The organism is Pseudomonas sp. 44 R 15 (assembly GCF_900004965.1).
Classification (GTDB): Bacteria; Pseudomonadota; Gammaproteobacteria; order Pseudomonadales; family Pseudomonadaceae; genus Aquipseudomonas; species Aquipseudomonas orientalis_A.
Genome location: NZ_CVTU01000089.1, coordinates 31230 through 52319 on the forward strand (window position 1 = coordinate 31230; position 21090 = coordinate 52319).

Consider the following 21090-nt stretch of genomic DNA (forward strand, 5'->3'; position numbering starts at 1 on the left):
TTCATCGAACCGACTGCGTCTGCCGCTCGCCCCACTTGCGGCCAGTCGAAAAACGCACTTTTGCACGTTATCGGAGAGGCATATGAAAGACTTAATAACACTGGACGGCACTCTGCCGCATCCAGCGGTGAACGACCTGTGCACCCAAGTCAAACGTGGCGAAATCAATCGTCGCCAATTCCTGCGCACCGCCGCGCTGCTGGGCGTCACCGCCGCCAGCGCCAGCACTTTCCTCGGTTCCGCGCTGCTCGGTAATTCGGCCCATGCCGCTGACGCAGTAACGCCGCGCCAGGGCGGCAGCCTTCGGTTTGCCTGCGCCATCCAGGAAATCCAGGACCCGATGCTGATCACCTGGATCGAAGCCTCGAACCTGCTGCGCAACAGCCTCGAATTCCTGACCTGGGTCGATGCCGACAACATCACTCACCCGTACCTGGCCGAGAGCTGGAGCCCGTCCGAGGACTTGAAAACCTGGACCTTCAACCTGCGCCAGGACGTGAAGTGGAGCAACGGCGACACCTTTAACGTCGAGGACGTGCAGCACAATATCGAACGCTGGATTGCCGCCGATTCCAAGTCGGTCAACCGCACCGCGTTCCAGGACATTACAGCGTTCGAAAAAGTCAGTGACTTCCAGTTCCGCCTGGTGCTCAAGCGACCGATGCTGGCGATCCCGGAAATGCTCAACGCCTTCACCTGCGCCATCGTCCACCGCAGCTTCAAGGCCGGTGACGACTGGGCGAAAAACCCACTGGGCACAGGGCCGTTCAAACTGGTGTCGTTCGCGGTCAACAAACAGGCGACCTTTGCCAAGCGTGCCGATTACTGGCGCAAACCGGCCAACCTCGACGAATTGCGCTACGTCGACATGGGCACCGACATTTCCACCCATCTCGCGGCGCTGCAGGCTGGGCAAGTGGACGTGTTGTACCGGGTGACGGTGGCCGAACTGGACCTGGCGAAACGTTTGCCGGGCGCGCAATTGCTCACTTGCAAGTCGGCGCAAACCATCGTCATGCGCATGGCCTGCGATCAGAAGCCGTTCGACGACCTGCGCATTCGCAAAGCCGTGGTGCTCTGTGCCGACAACGCGCAGATGCTGAAAATCGCCTATCGCGGCATGGGTACATTGGGCGAAGATCATCACGTCGCGCCGTCGCACCCGGAATACTTCCCGCTGCCCAAACGTGCGCGGGACGTGGCGGCGGCGAAGAAACTGCTCGCCGAAGCCGGCCACCCGAACGGCATCGACATCGACCTGATCGTCGGCAACACCCAGGGCCGCTACGAACAGGACTGCGCGCAGATCCTCCAGCAGAACTGCGCCGAGGCCGGCATCCGCATCAACCTCAAAGTGATCCCCGCCACGCAATACTGGCCGATCTGGGACAAGGCCGCGTTCAGCCTCACCTACTGGGCACACCGCCCGCTTGGGGTGATGTCGCTGGAACTGGCCTACCGCAGCGGCGCGGCCTGGAATGAAAGCCACTACAGCGATCCGGCGTTCGACGCAGCGCTGGACAACGCCATGGGCGTCATCGACCCGAAACAGCGGGCCGCAGCGATGCAAAGCGTCGAGCAGATCCTGCAAGAGGCCTGCGTCATGGTCCAGCCGTTCTGGGGCGACAAGTTCACTGCCGCGAGCAAGAAGGTCCAGGGCTTTGAGGTTCACCCCTCGGACTTCTACCCAATGGATCAAGTCTGGTTGAGCGCCTGATTCAGGCGCCCCGAACGCGTCCGCCCACTCAGTTGCGGCGGGCCGCCATCCCTTGATTAGCCGGAGCGTGCAGCATGGCTGAATTTCTATTGCGCAAGTTATTGGCGCTGGCGGCAACCTTGCTGTCGGTGTCGGTGATCGTGTTCCTGGCCCTGGAACTGAACATTGAGGACGTTGCAATCAACGTCCTCGGCCCCTACTCTGCCGCCGACCAACGCGCCGCATGGCTGGTGGAACACGGTTACAACCAACCTTTCGTCTGGCGCTACCTGGTGTGGCTAAAGGATTTTCTCAGCGGCGACTGGGGCACTTCGGTGCACTTTCGTGAGCCGGTGATCGACCTGCTGCTGCCGAACCTCGCACAAACCTTGACCCTTGCGGGTCTGGCGTTGGCGGTGATGGTGCCGGTGGCGTTGACCCTGGGCATTCTGGCCGGGATTCGCCAGGGCTCGGCGGTGGATCGGCTGGTGTCATTCCTGGCGATCGTCACCACCTCGATTCCAGACTTCGCCAGTGCGGTGTTTGTCTCGGCGATTTTCGTGTTCTGGCTTAACTGGCTGCCGGGCGTGAGCAGCATGAGCGACGGCTTCAACCCAGTGGAACTGGCGCTGCCACTGATGGTGCTGTGCCTGTTCGGCATCGGTTATCTGGCGCGGATCACGCGGGCCTCGATGGTCGAAGTGATGCAGGCACCCTACATCCGCACCGCCCGCCTCAAAGGCGCGTCGACCTCGCGTATCGTGTTGCGCCATGCCCTGCGCAACGTGCTGATCGCCCCCATCACCGTGATCATGCTGTACATCCCGTGGCTGCTGTCGAACGTGATCGTGGTCGAGGTGTTCTTCGCCTACAAAGGCTTCGGCTCGCTGCTCTACACCGCGTCGCTTAACCATGACGTCTACCTGATCGAAGCCTGCGCAATGATCAGCGGCATCGTAGTCGGCGCGACCAAAATCTTCTCTGACCTGGCCTATACCTGGCTCAACCCGCGCATAACGTTGCGCAGTCTTGGCGGAGGTGGTCAATGAACTTCCTCAGTTCGTTCAAACATCCTTTGGCGCTACTCGGTTTGCTGCTGGTCGGCGGCTGGGTGCTGATGGCGCTGTTCGCGCCGTGGTTGGCGCCCCATGATCCGCTGGAAAGCTTCACCCCGCTGCTGACGCCGATGACGCCGGATGGCGACGGGATGCACTTTCTGCTCGGTACCGACATGATCGGCCGGGACATTCTCTCTCGGCTGATCTGGGGCACGCGCACCGTGTTGTTCTGGTCGATTCTGGCAACGCTGACCGCATTTGCCGTCGGCATCGCCATGGGCCTGTGCGCCGGCTACTTCAATGGCTGGGTCGATGCGCTGCTGTCCTATGTCGCCGACACTGTGTTGTCGTTCCCGGTGCTGGTGCTGTACATCGTGATCATCATCGCCCTCGGCGCGTCGGCGCTGAACATTCTGATTGCGGTGACCTTCACCAGCGCTCCGGCGATCTTCCGGATCATGCGCGCACTGACCATCGACATACGCTCGCGGGATTACGTGCTCAGCGCCATCACCCAGGGCGAAGGAGCGCTGCGGATCATGCTGGTGGAAATCCTGCCCAATTGCGGCGGCCCGTTGATCGTCGATTTCTGCCTGCGCATCGGCTACACCGCGATCATGATCGGCGCCCTTGGCTTCCTCGGCCTCGGCTTGCCGCCGCCGACCCCTGACTGGGGCGGCATGATCAACGAAGGCCGCAGCATGGCCATCGCCTTCCCCCATTTGGTGATCTTCCCGTGCATTGCCATCTCCACCCTGATGCTGGGCCTGAGCCTGTTGGCGGACGGTCTGGACGAGCACGCCCAGAAAGGCGCAAGGAGCTGAGCATGAGTCATCAACAAGTATTGAGCGTGGAAAACCTCTCCATCGAACTGCCCGCCGGCGCCGATCGTAGCCACGCCGTCAAGGGCATCAACCTGGACGTACGCAAAGGCGAAATTCTCTGTGTGATCGGCGAGTCGGGCTCCGGCAAATCGGTACTCTCGGCCGCGATCATGGGCGATTACGCCAAAGGCCTGCGACACAGTGAAGGCGTGATTGATTTCCTCGGCGACGATATCTGCCGCATGGATGAAAACGCCCTGCGCACGCTGCGCGGCAACCGCATTGCGATGATTTTCCAGGAGCCGATGGCGGCGCTGAACCCGGCGATTCGCATTGGTCAGCAGGTCGAAGAAATCTTCGATATTCATGCGCCGCAGATGCCCGCCACGGAGCGCCGCGAACGCATGCTCGCCCTCCTCGACTCGACTCAATTGCCCGACCCGCCACGGATTGCCAACAGCTTCCCGCATCAACTCTCGGGCGGCCAATGCCAGCGGGTGGTGATAGCCATGGCGCTGGCGATGAACCCGGATTTGCTGATTGCCGACGAACCGACGACGGCGCTGGATGTGACCACACAGGCCCAAGTGCTGAAACTGGTCCGCGACCTGCGCGGTCGTGGTCAACACGGCATCCTGTTCATCACCCACGACTTCGGCGTGGTGGCGGAAATCGCTGACCGCATCGCGGTGATGGAGGGCGGCGTGCTGGTGGAAATCGGTGAACGCGATCAAGTGCTCAACTCGCCAAGACACCCGTACACCCGCAAGTTGATCGCCGCTGTGCCGGCCCTGCACCCAGAGCTGCACGCGCCGTGCGCCGACGGTGAGCTGGCGCTGCGCATCGAGCACCTGACCAAGACCTATAACGTCGGTGGCCGGTTGATTCCGGCGCTCAAGGATGTCTCGCTGCAACTGCCACGGGGCAAGACGCTGGCGATTGTCGGCGAGTCAGGCTCGGGCAAAAGCACCCTGGTGAAAGCGGCGATTCGGCTGGTGGAAAGCGACAGCGGCCACGTCTGGGTGGGTGACACGGATTTTCTCGCGTTGCGCGGTTCCGCGCTGGCGGCCAATCGGCGAAGGATCCAGATGATTTTCCAGGACCCGTACGGCTCGCTCAATCCACGCCATCGGGTCGGCGACATCATCGCCCGCGCGGCGCAATTGCGCGGTTTGTCGGCCAGGGATGCGTGGACCGAGGCCGGTGATTTGCTGGAACAGGTCGGGCTCAAGCGTGACGCCCTCAAGCGCAAACCCCGGCAGTTCTCCGGCGGTCAGCGCCAGCGCATCGGCATCGCGCGTGCCCTGGCGATGCGCCCGGAAGTGTTGATCGCCGATGAAAGCGTCTCGGCGCTGGATGTCTCGGTGCAAAAGCAGGTGCTGGAGCTGCTCGCCGAGCTGCAACAGCGCCTCAACCTGAGCATCTTGTTCATCACCCACGACCTGCGCGTGGCGGCGCAGATCAGTGACTACATCGCGGTGATGCGCCAGGGCGAAGTGGTGGAATATGGAACGGCCGAACAGGTGTTGCTGCGTCCGCAAAACACCTACACACAGACCTTGCTCGCCGCGGCCCCCGGCGCTTCGGCGATCCCCGTGGTGCCTGTCACAGAACCTGCGCTGAGGCTGATACGACCGCATACCCACTGAGTCAATAACCCTTTTACCAAGTCGCAGCGTTCGCTGCGGCGTGGGCTGCTGTTGCCAACCATAACTAAAAAATCAGGAGTATCACTGTGCGCACTACCACCCAGATTGCGGTCCGTTCCATCGTCCTCATTCCGCTGCTCGGCGCCTTCGCGGCCCCGGCCATGGCAGTACAGGTCACCGACAACCTCGACCTCGGCGGCGCCATCCGGGCGCGCTGGGATTACGATCCGGACCGTGACATCCAGAAGTTCGGACTGGACACGGTGTTCCTCAGCGCCAAGTACAACTCTGACAGCTGGATCGGCGAGGCCCAATACCGCTTCTACGGTCGCTCCTATCCCTACCAGTACACCAAGAATTACGGCGATATCCAGTTCGCCAAGTTCGCCTGGGTCGGCTACAAGTTCAATCCCGACCAACAAGTGCAGGTAGGCCTGAATACCGTGCCGTTCGGGTTGCAGCCTTACTTCGGCAGCACCTTTTACGAAACCCTGGGCAACGTCATCGGCCTGGAAGATGTGCAACAAGTCGGCGCCAAGTACATCCAGCAAAGTGGCGACTGGAACATCCAGGCCGGCTACTACCTGCGCCCGGCGTGGCAAGGCAAGGGCACGAGCAAAGGGGTGACGTATTCCAGCGTGGTGTCCGGGGCCGACAGCTACGTAGGCGACGGCAGCGACAACCAGGAGCGCAATACCGTGGTGCTGCGCGTGGCCAAAGCCCTGGACCTGGGCGGGTGGAAATCCGAAATCGGCCTCTCCGGCCTGACCTCGACCCTGGAAAACAAGGACACCGATAACGATGGCCGCCGCAACGCGGTGGCCGTGCACTACCTCGGCAAGAACGGCCCATGGGGCGTGCAATTGCAAGCGGCGCGGCAACAGATGTCGCCGCGCAACCGTGGCAGCGATGAAGTGGTTACGCTCGGCGGATACGACGGCACCTACAACGTCGCCAGTCGCGGCAACTTGTACGTCGCCGACCTGAGCTACGACGTCGCCGGCAAATACCTGTTCGACCAGATAAGCGGTGTGAAGCTGTACGCCAACTACAGCGCCTTCGACAAGTCCGCCGACGCGTTCAAGACGTCGCAACGATTGATTCTGGGGACCTCGTTTTCCTTCAGCAAACTGTGGATCGCGACGGAATGGTTGTACGGAAAAAATGATCCGTACATTGGTGGCAGCAGCTACACCCAGAGTCTGGCGGCTGGTGGGAGTAACCAATGGGAGAATCAGCTGTACATGAACATTGGGTATTACTTCTGATCCATGATTTTTGGCGTTCTTGAGCACGCCTTCGCGCGCAAACCTCGTTCCTGCAAGGAACACGCAATCCCTTGTAGGAGCGAGCTTGCTCGCGAAGAACCCACAGGCGCCACATTTATCCAGGAAGCACACGTTATCGTTGACGTTTTTCGCGAGCAAGCTCGCTCCTACACGGCATTAAGGCTTGCCCGCGAAGACTTTTGCCCAAACACCACTTGCAGCCAACCCTCAGACAGGAGTCAGATACGCCATACACAATACTCACCAAAAACAATAAACCTGCCCGCGCACTACCGCGTCGAAGGCAGGTATGGAGTCACCCTTTCATGCGTCAACTGCCCTCGCTCAACATGCTGCGCGTCTTTGAAGAAGTTGCTCGGCACCGCAGTTTCAGTAAGGCGGCTTTGGGGTTGAACGTTACCCAAGGCGCGGTCAGCCGTCAGATCAAGCAGCTTGAAGACTATCTCGGTGTGACGCTATTCATCCGCACGCCCCAAGGCCTGTCGTTGACCGAGACCGGCCGGGCCCTCTCCCCGCAACTGAGCGACGCCTTCGACCACATCGAGCGCGCCCTGCAAGCGGTGCGCGTGCCCAACCTGCGCCAACGCCTGCGCATCGTTGCGCCACCGACTTGGGCCACGCGCTGGTTGTCGTCGCACTTGCGCGCATTCTGCCAACGCTACCCGGACATCAGCCTCAGCGTGACCCAACAGAACGGTAACGACAGCCTCGCGGAAATCGACTGCCACATCCGCTTCGGCCTCGGAGCGGCCAACCATTGCAGCAGTCAGTTGCTGGTGATGGAACGGCATATGGCAGTGGCCAGCCCGGAGTTGTTCGTCAACGGCCAGCCGCCGGATCTGCGCCAGTTTCCACTGCTGCACATCCTGCATGATGGCAAACGCTTGAAGGTGTGGGAGAACTGGTTGGCGGCGATGGGCCGCGAGGATGTCGATGCTACGCAAGGACTGGAGTTCAGCACGCTGGACCAGGTGATCCACACGGCACTGGCCGGCGGTGGGCTGGCGGTGATTGACCGACAGATGATTGAAAAGGAACTGGCCAATGGCAGCCTGTTGCCGATCACTGCTGTGGAAGTGCTTGGGCCCTATGGGTATTGGCTGGATGTGGCGAATGATAAACAGGGGTTGTCGAAAGTGCGGCTGTTTACGGACTGGTTGGGGTTGGTCAGCAATCCATGAAACACCGACGTCCCCTGTGGGATCGGGCTTGCCCGCTCCCACATTGGGCTGGTGGTAGGTTTTAGATGGGCGCGACGACTTTCACCGCAACGGGCGCCCCGCTCTCCACCGGACTCTGCGCCTTGCACGCCTGGCTCAGCGTCAGGGATTTGGTCTCCGGCGCCCAAGCCCAGGAAATGATCGCCCCCAACGCCAGAATAGCCGCCAATATGCCCATGGTCGGACTCAAGCCGATACCGGCCACGCTCACCGGTAACAGGAACGTGCTGACCGCCGAGCCCAAACGACTCACCGCCGTAGCAAGGCCAATACCGCTGGCCCGCACTTCGGTCGGAAAGCTCTCGGCCGGGAACACGCCCACCAGATTGCTCACCGCCGACAACACCAGCGTGAACACGCCGAACACCAGCACCATCAGGAACGCCGCACTGCCCGGCAATACCGCCAGCAGGAACAAGGCTACCGCGAGGAGGATGAACGAGTTGATCAGGAAGCCTCGGCGCGAGAACTTCACCGTGCACCAGATGCCGATCAATGCGCCGAGGATCAGCAGCATGTTGAGCATCAACTCGGTGCCAAAGCCCTCCGCCAAGCCCATCTTCTGCAGGATCGACGGCAGGAAGGTGTAGATAGCGAAGTACGGCATGACGATGCAGACGAAGAACAGGCAGTTGAAAGCAGTGCGTTTACGGTATTCACGACTGAACAGCACCGCGTAGCCGGAACGGGTTTCGGTGGAGCGGGTTTCATCGAGTTCGACATTATCACCCAGGTGTTTTTTGACAATCGCCCGTGCTTCGGCGATCCGCCCCTGATTGACCAGCCAGCGCGGTGACTCGGGTGTGCCGATTCGCGCGATCAGGATGAGCGCCGCCGGAATTGCCGATGAAGCCAGCATCCAGCGCCAGGCGTCATCCCCCAGGCTGAGCATCGCGGTGCCGACGAAGGTCGCGGCGACGTAGCCGAACGTCCAGATAACGCTGAATGAACCGAGCAACACGCCCCGGTGTTTTTTCGGCGAAAACTCCGCGAGCATCGCATGGCCGACGCTGAAGTCGCCGCCCAGGCCAATGCCGATTATTACCCTGCAGAGGAATAGCTGCATCGCCGTTTCGGCGTAGAACTGCATGACCGAAGCAATGGTGATCAGGACAAAACTGACCAGGAAGATTTTCTGCCGACCGACCTTGTCGGAAATCCAGCCGAAGAACAGGCTGCCAAGAAACAGGCCAATCAGTGCCGAAGCGCCGATCAGGCCTTGCCAGAAGGCATCGAGCTGCATCTGCGGGCTGAGCAACGTGAAAGCAATACCGATCAGGCCGAGGATGTAGCCGTCGGTGAAGTGCGCGCCGAACGTGAGACCGGCAATTTTGATATGAAAGCGCCCGATGGGCAGGTCATCGATCTTTATCGATTGAGCGGACATGTTCGTCTCCAATTGTTGTTATTGACGGAGAAATGAAATCGACAGCGCTTGAACCTGTGGGAGTGAGTTCGCTCGCCCCCACAAGGATTACGGTTGGGGGTCAGAGGCCGCCCATCAACAGGTATTTGATTTCCAGATAGTCTTCCAGACCGTACCTGGAGCCTTCGCGACCCAGCCCCGACTCCTTGATGCCGCCGAACGGCGCGACTTCCGTGGAGATGATGCCTTCGTTGATCCCGACCATGCCGGCCTCCAAACCTTCGGCCATGCGCCAGACGCGGCCAATGTCGCGGCTGTAGAAGTACGCCGACAATCCGTAGGGTGTGTCATTCGCCCGTTGCAATACTTCGGCTTCGTCCTTGAAGCGGAAGCACGCCGCTACCGGGCCGAAGGTTTCATCCTGAGCGATCAGCATGTCGCTGTTGGCGTCGCAGAGGATGGTCGGCTCGTAGAAGGTGCCGCCCAGCGCATGACGACGACCGCCGCACAACAACGTGGCGCCCTTCTTCAAGGCGTCACTCACGTGCAACTCAACCTTGGCCAACGCCGCCGCGTTGATCAGTGGACCTTGCTCGGTTTCACCGTCCAGTGCACTGCCGACGCGCATCGCGGCGACCGCTTCGGCGAGTTTGCCGGTGAACGCTTCGTACACGCCGTCCTGGATAAAGAAGCGGTTCACGCAGACGCAGGTCTGCCCGGTGTTGCGGAATTTCGAGGCCATCGCGCCTTTGACGGCAGCATCCAGATCGGCGTCGTCGAACACAATGAACGGCGCGTTGCCGCCCAATTCCAGCGAGACTTTTTTCAGCGTATCCGCCGCTTGGCGCATCAGCAGCTTGCCGGTGCGGGTCGAGCCGGTGAACGACAGTTTGCGCACGATGCCGCTCGCTTGCAGCGCGCCGCCAATCGCCACTGCATCACCCGAGATGACGTTGAACACGCCGGCCGGAATCCCCGCCTGCTCGGCCAACACCGCCAAGGCGAAAGCTGACAAAGGCGTCTCTTCCGATGGTTTGAGAATCATTGTGCAACCCGCCGCGAGCGCCGGACCGACCTTGCGCGTGACCATCGCCAGCGGGAAGTTCCAAGGGGTGATCGCCGCAACCACGCCGATGGCCTCCTTGACCACAATGATTCGCGCATCAGCCTTATGGCTCGGGATTACGTCGCCGTAAGCGCGCTTGGCTTCTTCGGCGAACCATTCCAGAAAACTTGCAGCGTAGACCACTTCACCCATGGCTTCAGCGAGCGGTTTGCCCTGTTCGCGGCTGAGCAACGTGGCCAGGTCTTTCTGGTTGCTCAACATCAGTTCGCCCCAGCGCTTGAGGCGCTGGCTGCGTTCTTTGGCGGTCAATTTTCGCCAGGCCGGCAAGGCACGGTTGGCTGCGGCGATGGCGAGGTTGGTTTCCTCGGCGCCGGCCTTTTGCACGTCAGTGATCACTTCGCCATTGGCCGGGTTCAACACCGGATAGGTCGCACCACCGCTCGACCATTGGCCGTCGATAAAATTGCCGTTACGGATCAGCGTGCTCATGCCACAGCCTCGGTCAGAGTAAAGCGTTCCAGAGCCGGGCGAGCCGAGCGCAGGATGCGTTTGCCGGCGGTGTAATCGTTGATCACGTCGCACGGGGTGTAGTTGCGTTCCAACTCATGCAGTTCTTCGGCGTCGAGCCTGGTTTCCAGGGCTGCCAAGGCACTGTCGAACTGCGCGGTGGTGTCGGCGCCGACCAGCATGCAATCGACGCCCGGATGATTGGCAACCCAGGCTTGAGCGATCTGCGCGTTCGAGACACCACGGGCCCGCGCCACGCGCTGCACCGAATGAGCGATCTCGAACGAGGCTTCATCGCTGTACATCTGCTGGGTGAAAAAGTCGGTCTGGTTGCGGGTCGATTGCACATCGCCGGTCAACAAGCCGCGAGCCAGCGGGCTGAACACCGAGACGCCGAGGCCTTGGTCGCGGCAGAACGGAATCATCTCGCGCTCTTCTTCGCGGTAGGCGCAGTTCAATTGCAGCTGCATGTTGATCGGCTTGACCCAACCATTGCGCTCACAGGCCATGAGGATTTTTGCCAGTTGTCCGGTGAGCATGGTCGAGACACCGATATAGCGGGCTTTGCCGGAGCGCACGATGTCATTCATGGCGCTCATGGTTTCTTCGACCGGGGTATTCAGGTCGAAGTAATGCAGCATGAACACATCGACGTAATCCATGTTCAGGCGCTTCAGCGAGGCGTCGATGCTGTCCATGATGTGCTTGCGCGAATGGCCGCTGGCATTGATACCGTTGCGGGTGCCGTAGCCCACCTTGGTGGTGATCACCAGGTCTTCGCGGCGAGCCAGGCGCTTGACGATGCGCCCCACCACTTCCTCGCCGACACCGGCGGAATAGAAGTCTGCCAGGTCAATGAAGTTCACCCCGTTGTCGAGGGCATGGGCGACGATCGGCTCACTTTGCTTTTCATCGAAGATCCACGGTTTCCAGTCCGGGGTGCCCATGTTCATGGTGCCCAGGCACAGGCGGGAGACTTGCAGGCCGGAGTTGCCCAAACGGATGTATTGCATGGCGCAGACCTCAGGCTTTTGGGGTGTAGAAAGGGTTGCTGATGTGAGCGACCACATCCGCCAGTTGCGCGGTTTCCGGTTTACCGGTCAGGGCGGCGCGGATCGCGGTGCGGCAGGCGTTGTAGTTGTTCAGGTACACCGCATCGAGGTCATCGCAGGCCGGGTTGACCCAGTTGGCCGTGACAATCGCCCACTCGTCTTCGGCTTCCGGCGGCAAGGTGCCGTCCAGCAGCGCTTCCAACACAGCCTTGGCGATCCCGGCCTGGGACGCGCCCCAGGTGGCGTTGCCATGCAAGTCGCTGCTGATCGCAGCTTTGTTGACGTAAAGCGTCATCGGCTTGACCGGGATGTTCGGCTGGGCGATCACCATGAACGGGCAATGCCCCTGGCTCGGCGACGCCAGGCTGTTGGCAAACGCCTGCCCCGCCGGACCGTTACGCGGGCCGATCAGAATGTTGATGTGTGCGGCGTTCACGCCTGGTCCTTCAAAACCTTCACCGATGTACAGGTCGAGTTCTTTCATGAGTCATTACTCTTTTTGGATTTATTTTGGGTGATCAGAAGCGCACGCAGGTCTTGAAGATCGCGTGGTAAACATCGGGGTAAGAAGAGCGCAACACGAGGCTGGCGAGGACGCGGCAGAGGGGCTTAGTCATGATTGCAAACGCTCTTTTTGTTATTGATGAGCTGTGTTTGCGATTTTTTAACATCGGGGGTCGAAGGGGCTGTAACCATTAAAAGTCATGGGGATATGAGTTCTCCTCATACCCAGCAAAGTCCCGCGCGGAACTGGAAGACGAGCTGTTCGCCAACCAGCGTTCTGGTGGGGCAGATCGCCTGCCCGATGAGTTGCGACACCTTCACCTCAGGTGATGGCAGCAGACAGGTGTGTTCGCCGGACAATGGCGTCACGTCCACACACCTGTCTGTTTTCCGGCTGGCGTATTTGCCTCTTGCTCCAACAACCAGAACGCTAGAGCTGAAACTTGCTCACTTCAAGTTGCAGGCTGGTGGCAAGGCTTTTTAATCCGCCGCTGGTTTTAAGCAACTCCTGGACGGACATATTATTTTGCTCAGCCATCTGCGCTGAGCGCTCGACATTACGCGCAACATCCTGGCTTGCAGCCGTTTGTTCACGCAAGGCAAACGAGATTTGATCGACCACTTTCAGGACTTTGTCCGAGCTGTCGCGGATCTCGACAATGGCGTGACCGGCAGTACCCGCCATTTCCACGCCATGATCCACTTCCTGAACGCCGCTGCGCATGCTTTCAACGGTGTCGCGTACGCCAAGCTGAATTTTCTCGATCATGCTCGCGATTTCCTTGGTCGACTTGCCAGTGTTCTGCGCCAGCAGCCGCACCTCATCGGCTACCACCGCGAACCCACGACCTTGCTCACCCGCGCGGGCCGCCTCAATCGCGGCGTTGAGTGCCAGTAGATTGGTCTGATCAGCGATGCCCTGGATGACACTGACGATCGAGGAAATTTGCTCCGAGTGTTGACCCAACCCCGCGACCTGCGTGGAGGAAAGCTGCACCGTCTTGGCAATCCCCATCATGCTGGACAGGGTATTTTCAATGACCTGTGCACCGTCGTTCGACTGCTGGCCTGAACGGGTCGCCAACTTGTGGGCTTCATCCGCGTTTTCGGAGACGTGATGAATACTGACCGTCAGTTCTTCGACGGTGGCCGCCATCATCGACGCCGACGTTGATTGTTCTTGAATGGCGCCGGAAAGCTGCTCGGATGCACCGGATATTTGCTGCACAGCCACGACCAGTTGACTGGCGGCCTGACTGATCTGTTGAATCATTTCACGCAGGCGGTTCTGCATACGGTCAAAGGCTTTGGGCAACTCGTCATGGCTGCTTGTGTCGATCACGGTGTCGAGTCTGCCGTTGGCAATCGCCGTGGCGGCGTCAATCGCCAGTTGCAGGCGCGCGGTGGTGCTTCGGCCCAAAGACGTGGCCAGAATCACGGACAGAATCGCCGCTGCAACGCCGCCGCAAAACAGGACCAGCAACGCAAAATGCTTGGCGTCGGTCATTTGCTGAGTTCTGGTATCCAGGAGTTTGTTCTCGGCGTCAGCAATCTGCGATAACACAGCGCGCATGCTGTCCATCTTGGTCTTGTCAGCGCCCGATGCAATGCGCTGGTCCAGCTCTTCGTCAGGTGCATTGCGCTGGGTCAAATCTCGGCGCTGGGCAATGATCGGGTGGACATCTTCGTCGATCCAACGCTTCTGGGTGTCGCCCAATGCAGCGAGGCGTTGCTGTTGCTGCGCATTATCGGCCGTCAGGTTTTTCAGTAGGGCCAACACTTCGCCAAAGCGTTTTTCTCCCGCTATCGTCGGTTCCAGAAAAGCATCTTTTGACGATATGACAAAACCGCGCATGCCGGTTTCAATATTGATCAATTGTTCAAGCGCTACCTGAATGCCACTGAGAACCTCATAGCTGTGAACGTTACTCCTGGTCGCCTCTTCAACCTGCCCAAAGCCCCGGTAAGCGCTTATTACCAACAGTCCAATCAACAACACAATAATGAAGAAGCTGACATAGAGCTTTTGCGAAATGCTGAGTTTGTTGAGCATTGTGTAAGTCCCGAGATGGGCCTTTCCCTGGCCGTATAGAGGCGTGTAAATGCACACTACGAAGGCAAACCCGCAGAACACCTGGTTTACTCAAACCTCAAAGACTGTATCGGCGCGCTTTTTCTTTCTTTAGCACGTGTTGTACGAAAACGTACGTCGAAAGATCCCATCACCAAAGAGCAGAGAACTCGACCTCGGAAAAGTCACCGCTTGCTGAGCAGAAATACTCAACACTCCTTGATTTCGTTCCAACGTTGGGCAACCTGCTCGGCACTGGCGGCTTTGACGCGGGCCAGATCGACGGGGCCGCACATACGCGTTTTGGCCACCGGCGATACCGTGTTGACCAGGATGCCCACGGGTGCACCTTCCATGCTCAACGCATTGAGGGTTTGCACCGCGTGCATGACAATCGAACCATCGCCCCCTGCGCCCAGCTTATCGGCCCCGACATCACTGATCACGACGTTGGCGCCCAAGGTGGCTAACCGGCGCGCATAACTAAAGCCGAGCCCCCGACCGGCGCCCGTTACAATCGCAGTTCTTCCGGTAAAGTTCATTGGCTATTTCCTCTGGAGTGCCCTTCACCCTAACAATGTCTGTCGGACCTGTTTAATACTAACGGCAGCCAAAGTCGATGCCTGATTAATATCAAGTTAATGTCGAGTCCATGTAAGCCTGCTGATCAGTTCAATGAAGGAACAGAGGAAATGATCGAAACCCGCCTGCTGCGCCAGTTCATCGCCGTGGCTGAAGAGCTGCATTTCCACAAGAAGGCGTGACGTGACTTATCGTTGCAAAACGCTCTAAAGTGCGGCAATCCGGCAGGCAGACAACCCCCGAGCGAAGGCCTGCCGACGAATCCCCCCGGGTTCGCTGACGATGTCGCGGCAACAAAACAGATAAGAGAACCTGGCGAATGAACAATGGCCACCACGAAAGGCAGGCAGCGACTGCGAAGGACGCGGTGCCGCATATTCTGCTGATCGACGACGCCCCTGAAGATATCCGTGCCACGCTCATTCTGCTCAAGACCCAGTCCTGGCGCGTCTCGGTTGCCAGCGATGCCCATCAGGGCTATCAACGGGCACTTGCCCTGCGTCCGGACCTGATCGTGCTGGATGTTCACATGCCACACATGGACGGCTTCAGCCTGTGCAGGCTGTTACGCGAAGCGCCGGCCACCCGGCATACGCCGATCCTGTTCCTGTCATCGGCAAATACCTCACTGGAACGCCTCGAAGGGCTGGCTGTGGGCGCGGTGGACTACATCCCCAAATCCTACGCTCCCGAGGAAGTGCTGGCGCGCATCCGGATTCATCTGCAATTGACCTGGCGAGCGCCGCCACCCGTTCAGGCCAGCCTGGCCGAGCCAGCACCGCAAGGCGATGAAATCGTGTTGAGGGCGGCCATGCGAGTGATTGAACATCAACTGGACGACATACCCTCCCTGCCCTGCCTGGCACAAAAAGTCGGCACCCATGAAAAACGCCTCTCGGCGATTTTCCGTGAGCACCTGGGGCTGACCGTGTTCGCCTACATTCGCGATGCAAGGCTGCGTCGGGGCCAGGCACTGCTCTGCGAAAGCGCCATGAGCGTGCAGGACGTCGCCGAACTGGTGGGCTTTCGCAATGCGTGCAACTTCACCACCGCATTCCGCCAGCGCATCGGCATGACGCCCAGCCAGTTCCGCCAGCACTCCCTGGGCAACGAGCAGACCTGATGCGATTTCTACAGTGCCTGTTGCTGACAATGGCATTGCTGTTCGCGGGCCTGCTGCGCGCCGCCCCCGTGGATATGTGCCGGGCCGAGCACCTGGACCTGATGCCCACGCTGCATGTGTTCGAGGATACCCAGGCCCGCTTGGGCGTGGACGATGTTGCTCGACTGCCCGAAGCGCGTTTCGCCACCCCACGCCCAGGCTGGCCGACCCAAGGCTATAGCCGCTCGGCGTTCTGGTTGCGCGTGCAGCTCACCAACGCGAGCGACGTGACATGTTCGCGCCTGCTGGTGGTCGGGGCGCCGCGCCTGGAGGACATTCGCGTCTACCAGCGCGCCGATGGACACTGGAGCGATGCACGTGCCGGCAGCGCCCATCCCTTGGCCGATTGGCCGCAGCCCCCCACGCGTCAGCCCGCGTTCCCGATCTCGCTGGCCGCCGGGGAACACGTCACGGTGCTCATCCGCGTGACCAGCCATTTCCAACTGCTGCTGGAGCCGCAACTGTGGTCGGAACCGGCGCTGCTGCGCAGTCAGCAACAGACCTACCTGAGCGACGGACTCACCCTTGGCATCGTCCTGCTGGTCGTGCCGTTCGGCCTGATCGTCGGCTGGATCCTGCGCTCCCGGTTGCTGACCGTGAATGCGGGCGCGGTGCTCAGCTACATCCTGCTGACCGGCATCCTCAACGGCTACCTGGTCTACTGGCCCGCTGCGCTGGGCTGGACGCGCGAGTGGCTGACCTGCGCCAGCGTAATCTCGTTCATCCTGTTTGTGGCCTACATGCGCGTGCTGCTGCAGGTATCGCGCCTGCCCAAAGCCATTGGCTGGAGCTATGGGTTGCCCCTGTCGGGCTGCATTCTGGGCCGACTCTGGTGGCTGAATGTCGATCCGGTCCAGGGCGCACAACTGGTCCAATGGTCGCTGATCAGCTTTTATGTCGTGCTGCTCGCCACGTTATGCATGGCCTGGCGCCGACGCCTGGGTTACAGCTGGATGGCCTGGCTGGTGCCGGGGCTCTTGCTGGGCCAATTGCTGATGCGGATGTTCTTCCCGCAGGAACAGTTGCCCTGGCAGTCGCCGGCCAGCAAATACAGCTTATCGTCCACGTTGGCGGGCGTGGCGTTGCTGGTGTGCACCCTGATCATGGAAGTCGTGCGCAGCCGCGACCGTGAAAGGCACGCGCTGTCCAGCCTTGAACAACAACGCCAGGCCGAGCACGAACGCCTGGAAACCACGGTGGCGCTGCGCACCGCGCAGTTGCGCGAATCCCTGGCGGCGCGCAGCGCCTTGATGGCACGGATCAGTCACGACCTGCGCTCGCCGCTGGTACGCATCATCGACTATGCGCGCCTGCTGCACGCCGGGCCGAATCGCGATTATCCAGCCACGATCGAACGCAATGCGCGCCAGCAACTGGAACTGATCGATGAGATGCTCGAATTTTCCCGTGGCGAGCTGGAGCACATGGAACTGACCCTCGCGCCGGGTTACCTGTACGGCTTCCTCAAGGAGATCATTGATGAGGCCGGCTTTCTCGCCGCGCGCCAGGGCAACACCTTCGAAGCGCGGCTGGCCGATGACCTGCCGCCACTGGTCGAGGCTGACTTCACACGTCTTCGGCAAATCCTCATGAACCTGCTGGCGAACGCGGCAAAGTTCACACGCAACGGCCAGATCCGTTTTGAAGTCAGCGCTGACCCGGGCGCGACGGCTGAGAGCGTGGCGCTGCGCTTCAGCGTGATCGACACCGGTATCGGCATCGACCCACATGAGTTCGAACACCTGCTGCAACCGTTCCGCCGCGGCCGCAATGCACAGCGCTATGACGGCAGCGGGCTGGGCTTGTCGATTGTCACGCAGTTGCTCGCGCGCATGGACAGCCGGCTCGAACCACAGGCCAGTGAACGGGGCGGCAGCCACTTCAGTTTTAGTCTGCGACTCAACTGCGCCGGGGAACAGGATCTGGAACTGGGCATCGTCGACAATAACGCCGCGCCGCTCGACGGCCGGGGCAAACATATTCTGCTGGTGGATGACGCCTTGCAGAACAGCGAATGGCTGTACGACCTGCTGGCCGGCTATGGGTTTGACGTGAGCCTGGCGGCGGACGGCGAAGCCGCCCTGGCTTGCCTGGCTGCACAAACGGTCGATCTGCTGATCAGCGACCAGATGATGCCCGGCATGGACGGCTGGGAGCTGCTGCGGCAGGTGCGCAATCACTGCGGGCCTCTGCCCGTGATGCTGTATTCGGCGGTCCCGCCACGCAGGCCGCAGGATTATCCGGATGCCCTGGCGTTCGACGCGGTACTGCTCAAGCCCGCCGACAGCCGAGAATTGCTGGCCTGGGTCAAGGCGCTGGCCTGCCCGGACACGGTGCGTCGCGAGATGGCCAGGGAGGTTTAGCATGCCGGATCCGGGTTATCGGCTGCTCTGGCTCGGCTGTGTTGTGGCACTGCCCTGGGCGCCGGCACATGCCGCACCAGAAGCACCCGGCCTGCTCACGCTGGATGAATCAACCGTCACCGCCAGGCGCCGCGAGGAAGCGGTGCAAGACGTACCGATGCCAATCAGCGTGCTCTATGGTGATCAACTGGACGAGGCCGGCCTGCATCGGCTTCAGGACATCCAGCAGCGAGTACCTGGCCTGGTGGTGTCCGGTCATGACGCCCGCTTCGCCGGGTTAGGACTGCGCGGCTTGGGCGCCACCCCCTACAACGATGGCCTGGAAGGCAGCGTCGGCACCTACGTCGATGGTGTTTACCAGGCGCGCCAGGGCATGGCCTTCACCGAGTTGATGGACATCGAGCGCATCGAAGTCCTGCGCGGGCCGCAAGGCACCTTGTTCGGCAAGAACACCAGCGCCGGCGCGCTGAGCATCATTACCCGCCCACCCACCTTTGAACCTGAAGCCAGCCTTGAAGCCAGCCAGGGCGAGCACGGTTTGCGCGAATACCGCGGCGTGGTTTCCGGGCCGCTGCAGGATGACGTACTGGCCGGGCGACTCAACGTGTTCAACCGTTCGGCTGATGGCTCAGTGCGCAACCTGCAGGATGGCACGCGCCTCGGCGACACCGACAGCCAGGGCCTGCGCGGGCAATTGCTGTGGACGCCGAACCCGGAGTTCAGCGCGCGCCTGATCGCCGACCATACCGAGCAAAAGGAGGCCGGCAATGTGCTGTTGGCCAACCACTACAGCGCCCAGACGCGCCAGCGCGCCAGGTTCCTTGGCTATGCGCTGGCAGAACCCTCCCCTTACCAACGCGAGACACGCGTCGACGCACCGGGCCGTCCGCAGACCGTGCAGAACGGTGTCTCATTGGAATTGAACCGGGACCTGGACGCGGTCACGCGTTTTACCAGCATCACCGCCTACCGCGACTGGGATTACCGCGCGACCCGCGACGGCGACAGCACGGCGCTGTCGGTGGCCGAGTCCGAAACCGCGCTGGGTCACCGGCAGTTCAGCCAGGAATGGCGTGTGTCCGGCACGGCCGGCCCGTCCATCGATTATGTCGCCGGGCTGTATTTCCTGCGTCAGCGGCTCGACCGCAGGATCGACGTCGAATTCGGCAAGGACGCCGCGCCATGGTTCGTCGGCGACCAACTGGCGTCGCTGAAAAAAAACTATGGCATCACCTTCACCGCGCCAGACCAGGTCCCGGCCATGCTGCTGGAAGGCGCCCGGCAACGCTCCGATGGCGAACAGAAAGGCGACAGCCGCGCCGTTTTCGGTCAGGTGTCCTGGCGTCCGATAGATCGGCTGGAACTCACCGGCGGCCTGCGCTACAGCCAGGAACGCAAGGACGGCTGGATCTTGCGCGACGTCAGCCACCTCGCTCCGCTGAATGGATTGCCTCCGGCTTTCCAGGCGGGCGGGCAATTGCTGCATGGCATCGCACTCGGCGGTGGTTATTACCGCGAAGACTCGATTGAAGAACACAGCCTCTCCAGCCTGCTCAGCGCCAGCTACCGCTTCAACGATGCGGTGATGGGCTATGTCAGTGGGTCGCGGGGCTACAAGGCCGGCGGGATCAACTTCGACGTGGTCGGCCCGTTCGCCGCCCCCACGTTCGAGCCGGAGCGCGCCACCTCGCTGGAACTGGGCGTGAAGACGCGCTTCTGGGAAGAGCGCGCGATGCTCGACCTTGCCGTCTACCAGACCGACGTCGACAACTACCAGGCGCTCACCTACAGCCCGCCGACCTCGCCGTTCGCGCCACCGCTGCGCGACAACCTGATCAACGTCGGCAAAGTCCGCCTGCGCGGCATCGAACTGGATTCCTCCTGGCAACTCGCCACCCCACTCACCGCCCGCCTGGGCCTGGCCTGGAGCGATGCGCGCTACCGCAGCTTCCCCAACGCCCCCTGTCCCCCGGCCTCGGGCCAGTGGAACTGCGACCTCAGCGGCGATCGTCTCTACAACGCGCCGCAATGGAGCTTCAGCGCCGGCCTCGACCACGTCCACTCGCTTGCGTATGGACTGCAAGCCTACAGCGCTATCGACTACAGCTTCAGGACCGGCTACTACGGCACCCTCGAGGGCGGCGAAGGCAGCTATCAACCCGGCTACGGCCTGACCAACCTGCGCCTTGGGTTGCGCAGCCAGGACCGTGCCTGGGAAGTGGAAGGCTGGGTGCGCAACGTCTTAGACCGCCAGTACATCAGCGCCGTGTACTCATTGCTCGGCGCCGGTGACTACGGCGTCATGACCGGCAGCGAACGCACGCTTGGCACCACCGTCAGGCTGCGCTACTGACCATAGGCATCTACACAACGCTGCAGCGCCAAACGTAACCACGATGCGAAGCGAGGCGCTCTTGATCTTGCTCTCCGGCGCCCCGTCAAACCATGCTGGCTGAACGCAGGAGCGGATATGCCCCCGCCATCCTGGTCGGCCCAGAGGCCGCCATCGGGGGCAAGCCCCCTCCCACATTTGCACCGGGATCGACACAAGATACCGGTCGGCTCTAAGGCCGCGGCGCTTTTGCTTTTGATCTTAGGCGCCCCGTTAAACCACGCTGGCCGAACGCAGGCTTGAATCCGTGGGCAACCCGGCAGGACGCCGGGTTAGCCGCACTGGGCCA

At 61.0% G+C, this 21090-nt stretch carries 16 protein-coding genes and 1 pseudogene; 10 read left to right on the forward strand and 7 right to left on the reverse strand.

Going from position 1 to position 21090, the window contains the following annotated elements:
- Positions 1 to 82: 82 nt before the first annotated feature.
- The 6 genes from BFP93_RS12090 to BFP93_RS12115 all read left to right on the forward strand — a co-directional run bounded on the left by BFP93_RS12090 (position 83) and on the right by BFP93_RS12115 (position 7697).
- The gene (locus BFP93_RS12090) at positions 83 to 1717 is read left to right on the forward strand and encodes an ABC transporter substrate-binding protein (RefSeq protein ID WP_065893298.1); all 1635 of its coding nucleotides are present in this window, start codon (positions 83 to 85) and stop codon (positions 1715 to 1717) included.
- 74 nt (positions 1718 to 1791) lie between these two features.
- Positions 1792 to 2745 carry an ABC transporter permease gene (locus BFP93_RS12095; RefSeq protein ID WP_065893299.1) on the forward strand — a complete coding sequence of 318 codons (954 nt, stop codon included), beginning with the start codon at positions 1792 to 1794 and terminating at the stop codon, positions 2743 to 2745.
- Positions 2742 to 3578 (forward strand): ABC transporter permease, encoded by an 837-nt coding sequence (locus tag BFP93_RS12100; protein WP_065893300.1) that lies wholly within the window; start codon positions 2742 to 2744, stop codon positions 3576 to 3578. The genes BFP93_RS12095 and BFP93_RS12100 overlap by 4 nt, the downstream gene beginning before the upstream one ends.
- A 2-nt stretch (positions 3579 to 3580) precedes the next feature.
- Positions 3581 to 5227 (forward strand): dipeptide ABC transporter ATP-binding protein, encoded by a 1647-nt coding sequence (locus BFP93_RS12105; RefSeq protein ID WP_065893301.1) that lies wholly within the window; start codon positions 3581 to 3583, stop codon positions 5225 to 5227.
- Between the two features lie 161 nt (positions 5228 to 5388).
- Entirely contained in the window at positions 5389 to 6495 is a 1107-nt protein-coding gene (locus BFP93_RS12110) for a hypothetical protein (protein WP_256095206.1), read from the forward strand.
- Between the two features lie 326 nt (positions 6496 to 6821).
- Positions 6822 to 7697: a LysR substrate-binding domain-containing protein gene (locus BFP93_RS12115; protein WP_065893303.1), complete on the forward strand. Its 876-nt coding sequence runs from the start codon at positions 6822 to 6824 to the stop codon at positions 7695 to 7697.
- Positions 7698 to 7758: 61 nt separating this feature from the next.
- Here the strand turns inward: BFP93_RS12115 and BFP93_RS12120 are convergent, their stop codons facing one another.
- From BFP93_RS12120 to BFP93_RS28400, 7 genes and pseudogenes are all read right to left on the reverse strand, one after another.
- Positions 7759 to 9123, reverse strand: a complete 1365-nt coding sequence (locus BFP93_RS12120; protein WP_065893304.1) for an MFS transporter — start codon at positions 9121 to 9123, stop codon at positions 7759 to 7761.
- A 100-nt stretch (positions 9124 to 9223) separates the two neighbouring features.
- Complete coding sequence (locus tag BFP93_RS12125; protein ID WP_065893305.1) at positions 9224 to 10657, reverse strand: NAD-dependent succinate-semialdehyde dehydrogenase; 1434 nt, start codon at positions 10655 to 10657, stop codon at positions 9224 to 9226.
- Complete coding sequence (locus tag BFP93_RS12130; protein WP_065893306.1) at positions 10654 to 11688, reverse strand: aldo/keto reductase; 1035 nt, start codon at positions 11686 to 11688, stop codon at positions 10654 to 10656. Before BFP93_RS12130 ends, BFP93_RS12125 begins: the two co-directional genes overlap by 4 nt.
- 10 nt (positions 11689 to 11698) lie before the next feature.
- Entirely contained in the window at positions 11699 to 12211 is a 513-nt protein-coding gene (gene fae, locus BFP93_RS12135; protein WP_017845677.1) for a formaldehyde-activating enzyme, read from the reverse strand.
- Positions 12212 to 12450: 239 nt separating this feature from the next.
- The gene (locus BFP93_RS28880; RefSeq protein ID WP_158254517.1) at positions 12451 to 12600 is read right to left on the reverse strand and encodes a hypothetical protein; all 150 of its coding nucleotides are present in this window, start codon (positions 12598 to 12600) and stop codon (positions 12451 to 12453) included.
- A 61-nt stretch (positions 12601 to 12661) separates the two neighbouring features.
- A complete protein-coding gene (locus BFP93_RS12140; protein ID WP_065893307.1) occupies positions 12662 to 14284 on the reverse strand; it encodes a methyl-accepting chemotaxis protein in 1623 nt (540 codons plus the stop codon).
- Between the two features lie 230 nt (positions 14285 to 14514).
- A pseudogene (locus BFP93_RS28400) lies at positions 14515 to 14844 on the reverse strand (SDR family NAD(P)-dependent oxidoreductase); the annotation flags it as partial.
- Positions 14845 to 14943: 99 nt separating this feature from the next.
- On the opposite strand from BFP93_RS28400, the gene BFP93_RS29240 reads away from it, so the two are divergent.
- The 4 genes from BFP93_RS29240 to BFP93_RS12160 all read left to right on the forward strand — a co-directional run bounded on the left by BFP93_RS29240 (position 14944) and on the right by BFP93_RS12160 (position 20762).
- Positions 14944 to 15066 carry a hypothetical protein gene (locus BFP93_RS29240; protein ID WP_256095207.1) on the forward strand — a complete coding sequence of 41 codons (123 nt, stop codon included), beginning with the start codon at positions 14944 to 14946 and terminating at the stop codon, positions 15064 to 15066.
- A 137-nt stretch (positions 15067 to 15203) separates the two neighbouring features.
- The gene (locus tag BFP93_RS12150; RefSeq protein ID WP_065893309.1) at positions 15204 to 16007 is read left to right on the forward strand and encodes a response regulator transcription factor; all 804 of its coding nucleotides are present in this window, start codon (positions 15204 to 15206) and stop codon (positions 16005 to 16007) included.
- Positions 16007 to 18409, forward strand: coding sequence for a hybrid sensor histidine kinase/response regulator (locus BFP93_RS12155; RefSeq protein WP_083205658.1), 2403 nt, complete (start codon positions 16007 to 16009; stop codon positions 18407 to 18409). Before BFP93_RS12150 ends, BFP93_RS12155 begins: the two co-directional genes overlap by 1 nt.
- Before the next feature lies 1 nt (position 18410).
- Positions 18411 to 20762 carry a TonB-dependent receptor gene (locus tag BFP93_RS12160; protein ID WP_065893310.1) on the forward strand — a complete coding sequence of 784 codons (2352 nt, stop codon included), beginning with the start codon at positions 18411 to 18413 and terminating at the stop codon, positions 20760 to 20762.
- Positions 20763 to 21090 lie beyond the last annotated feature (328 nt).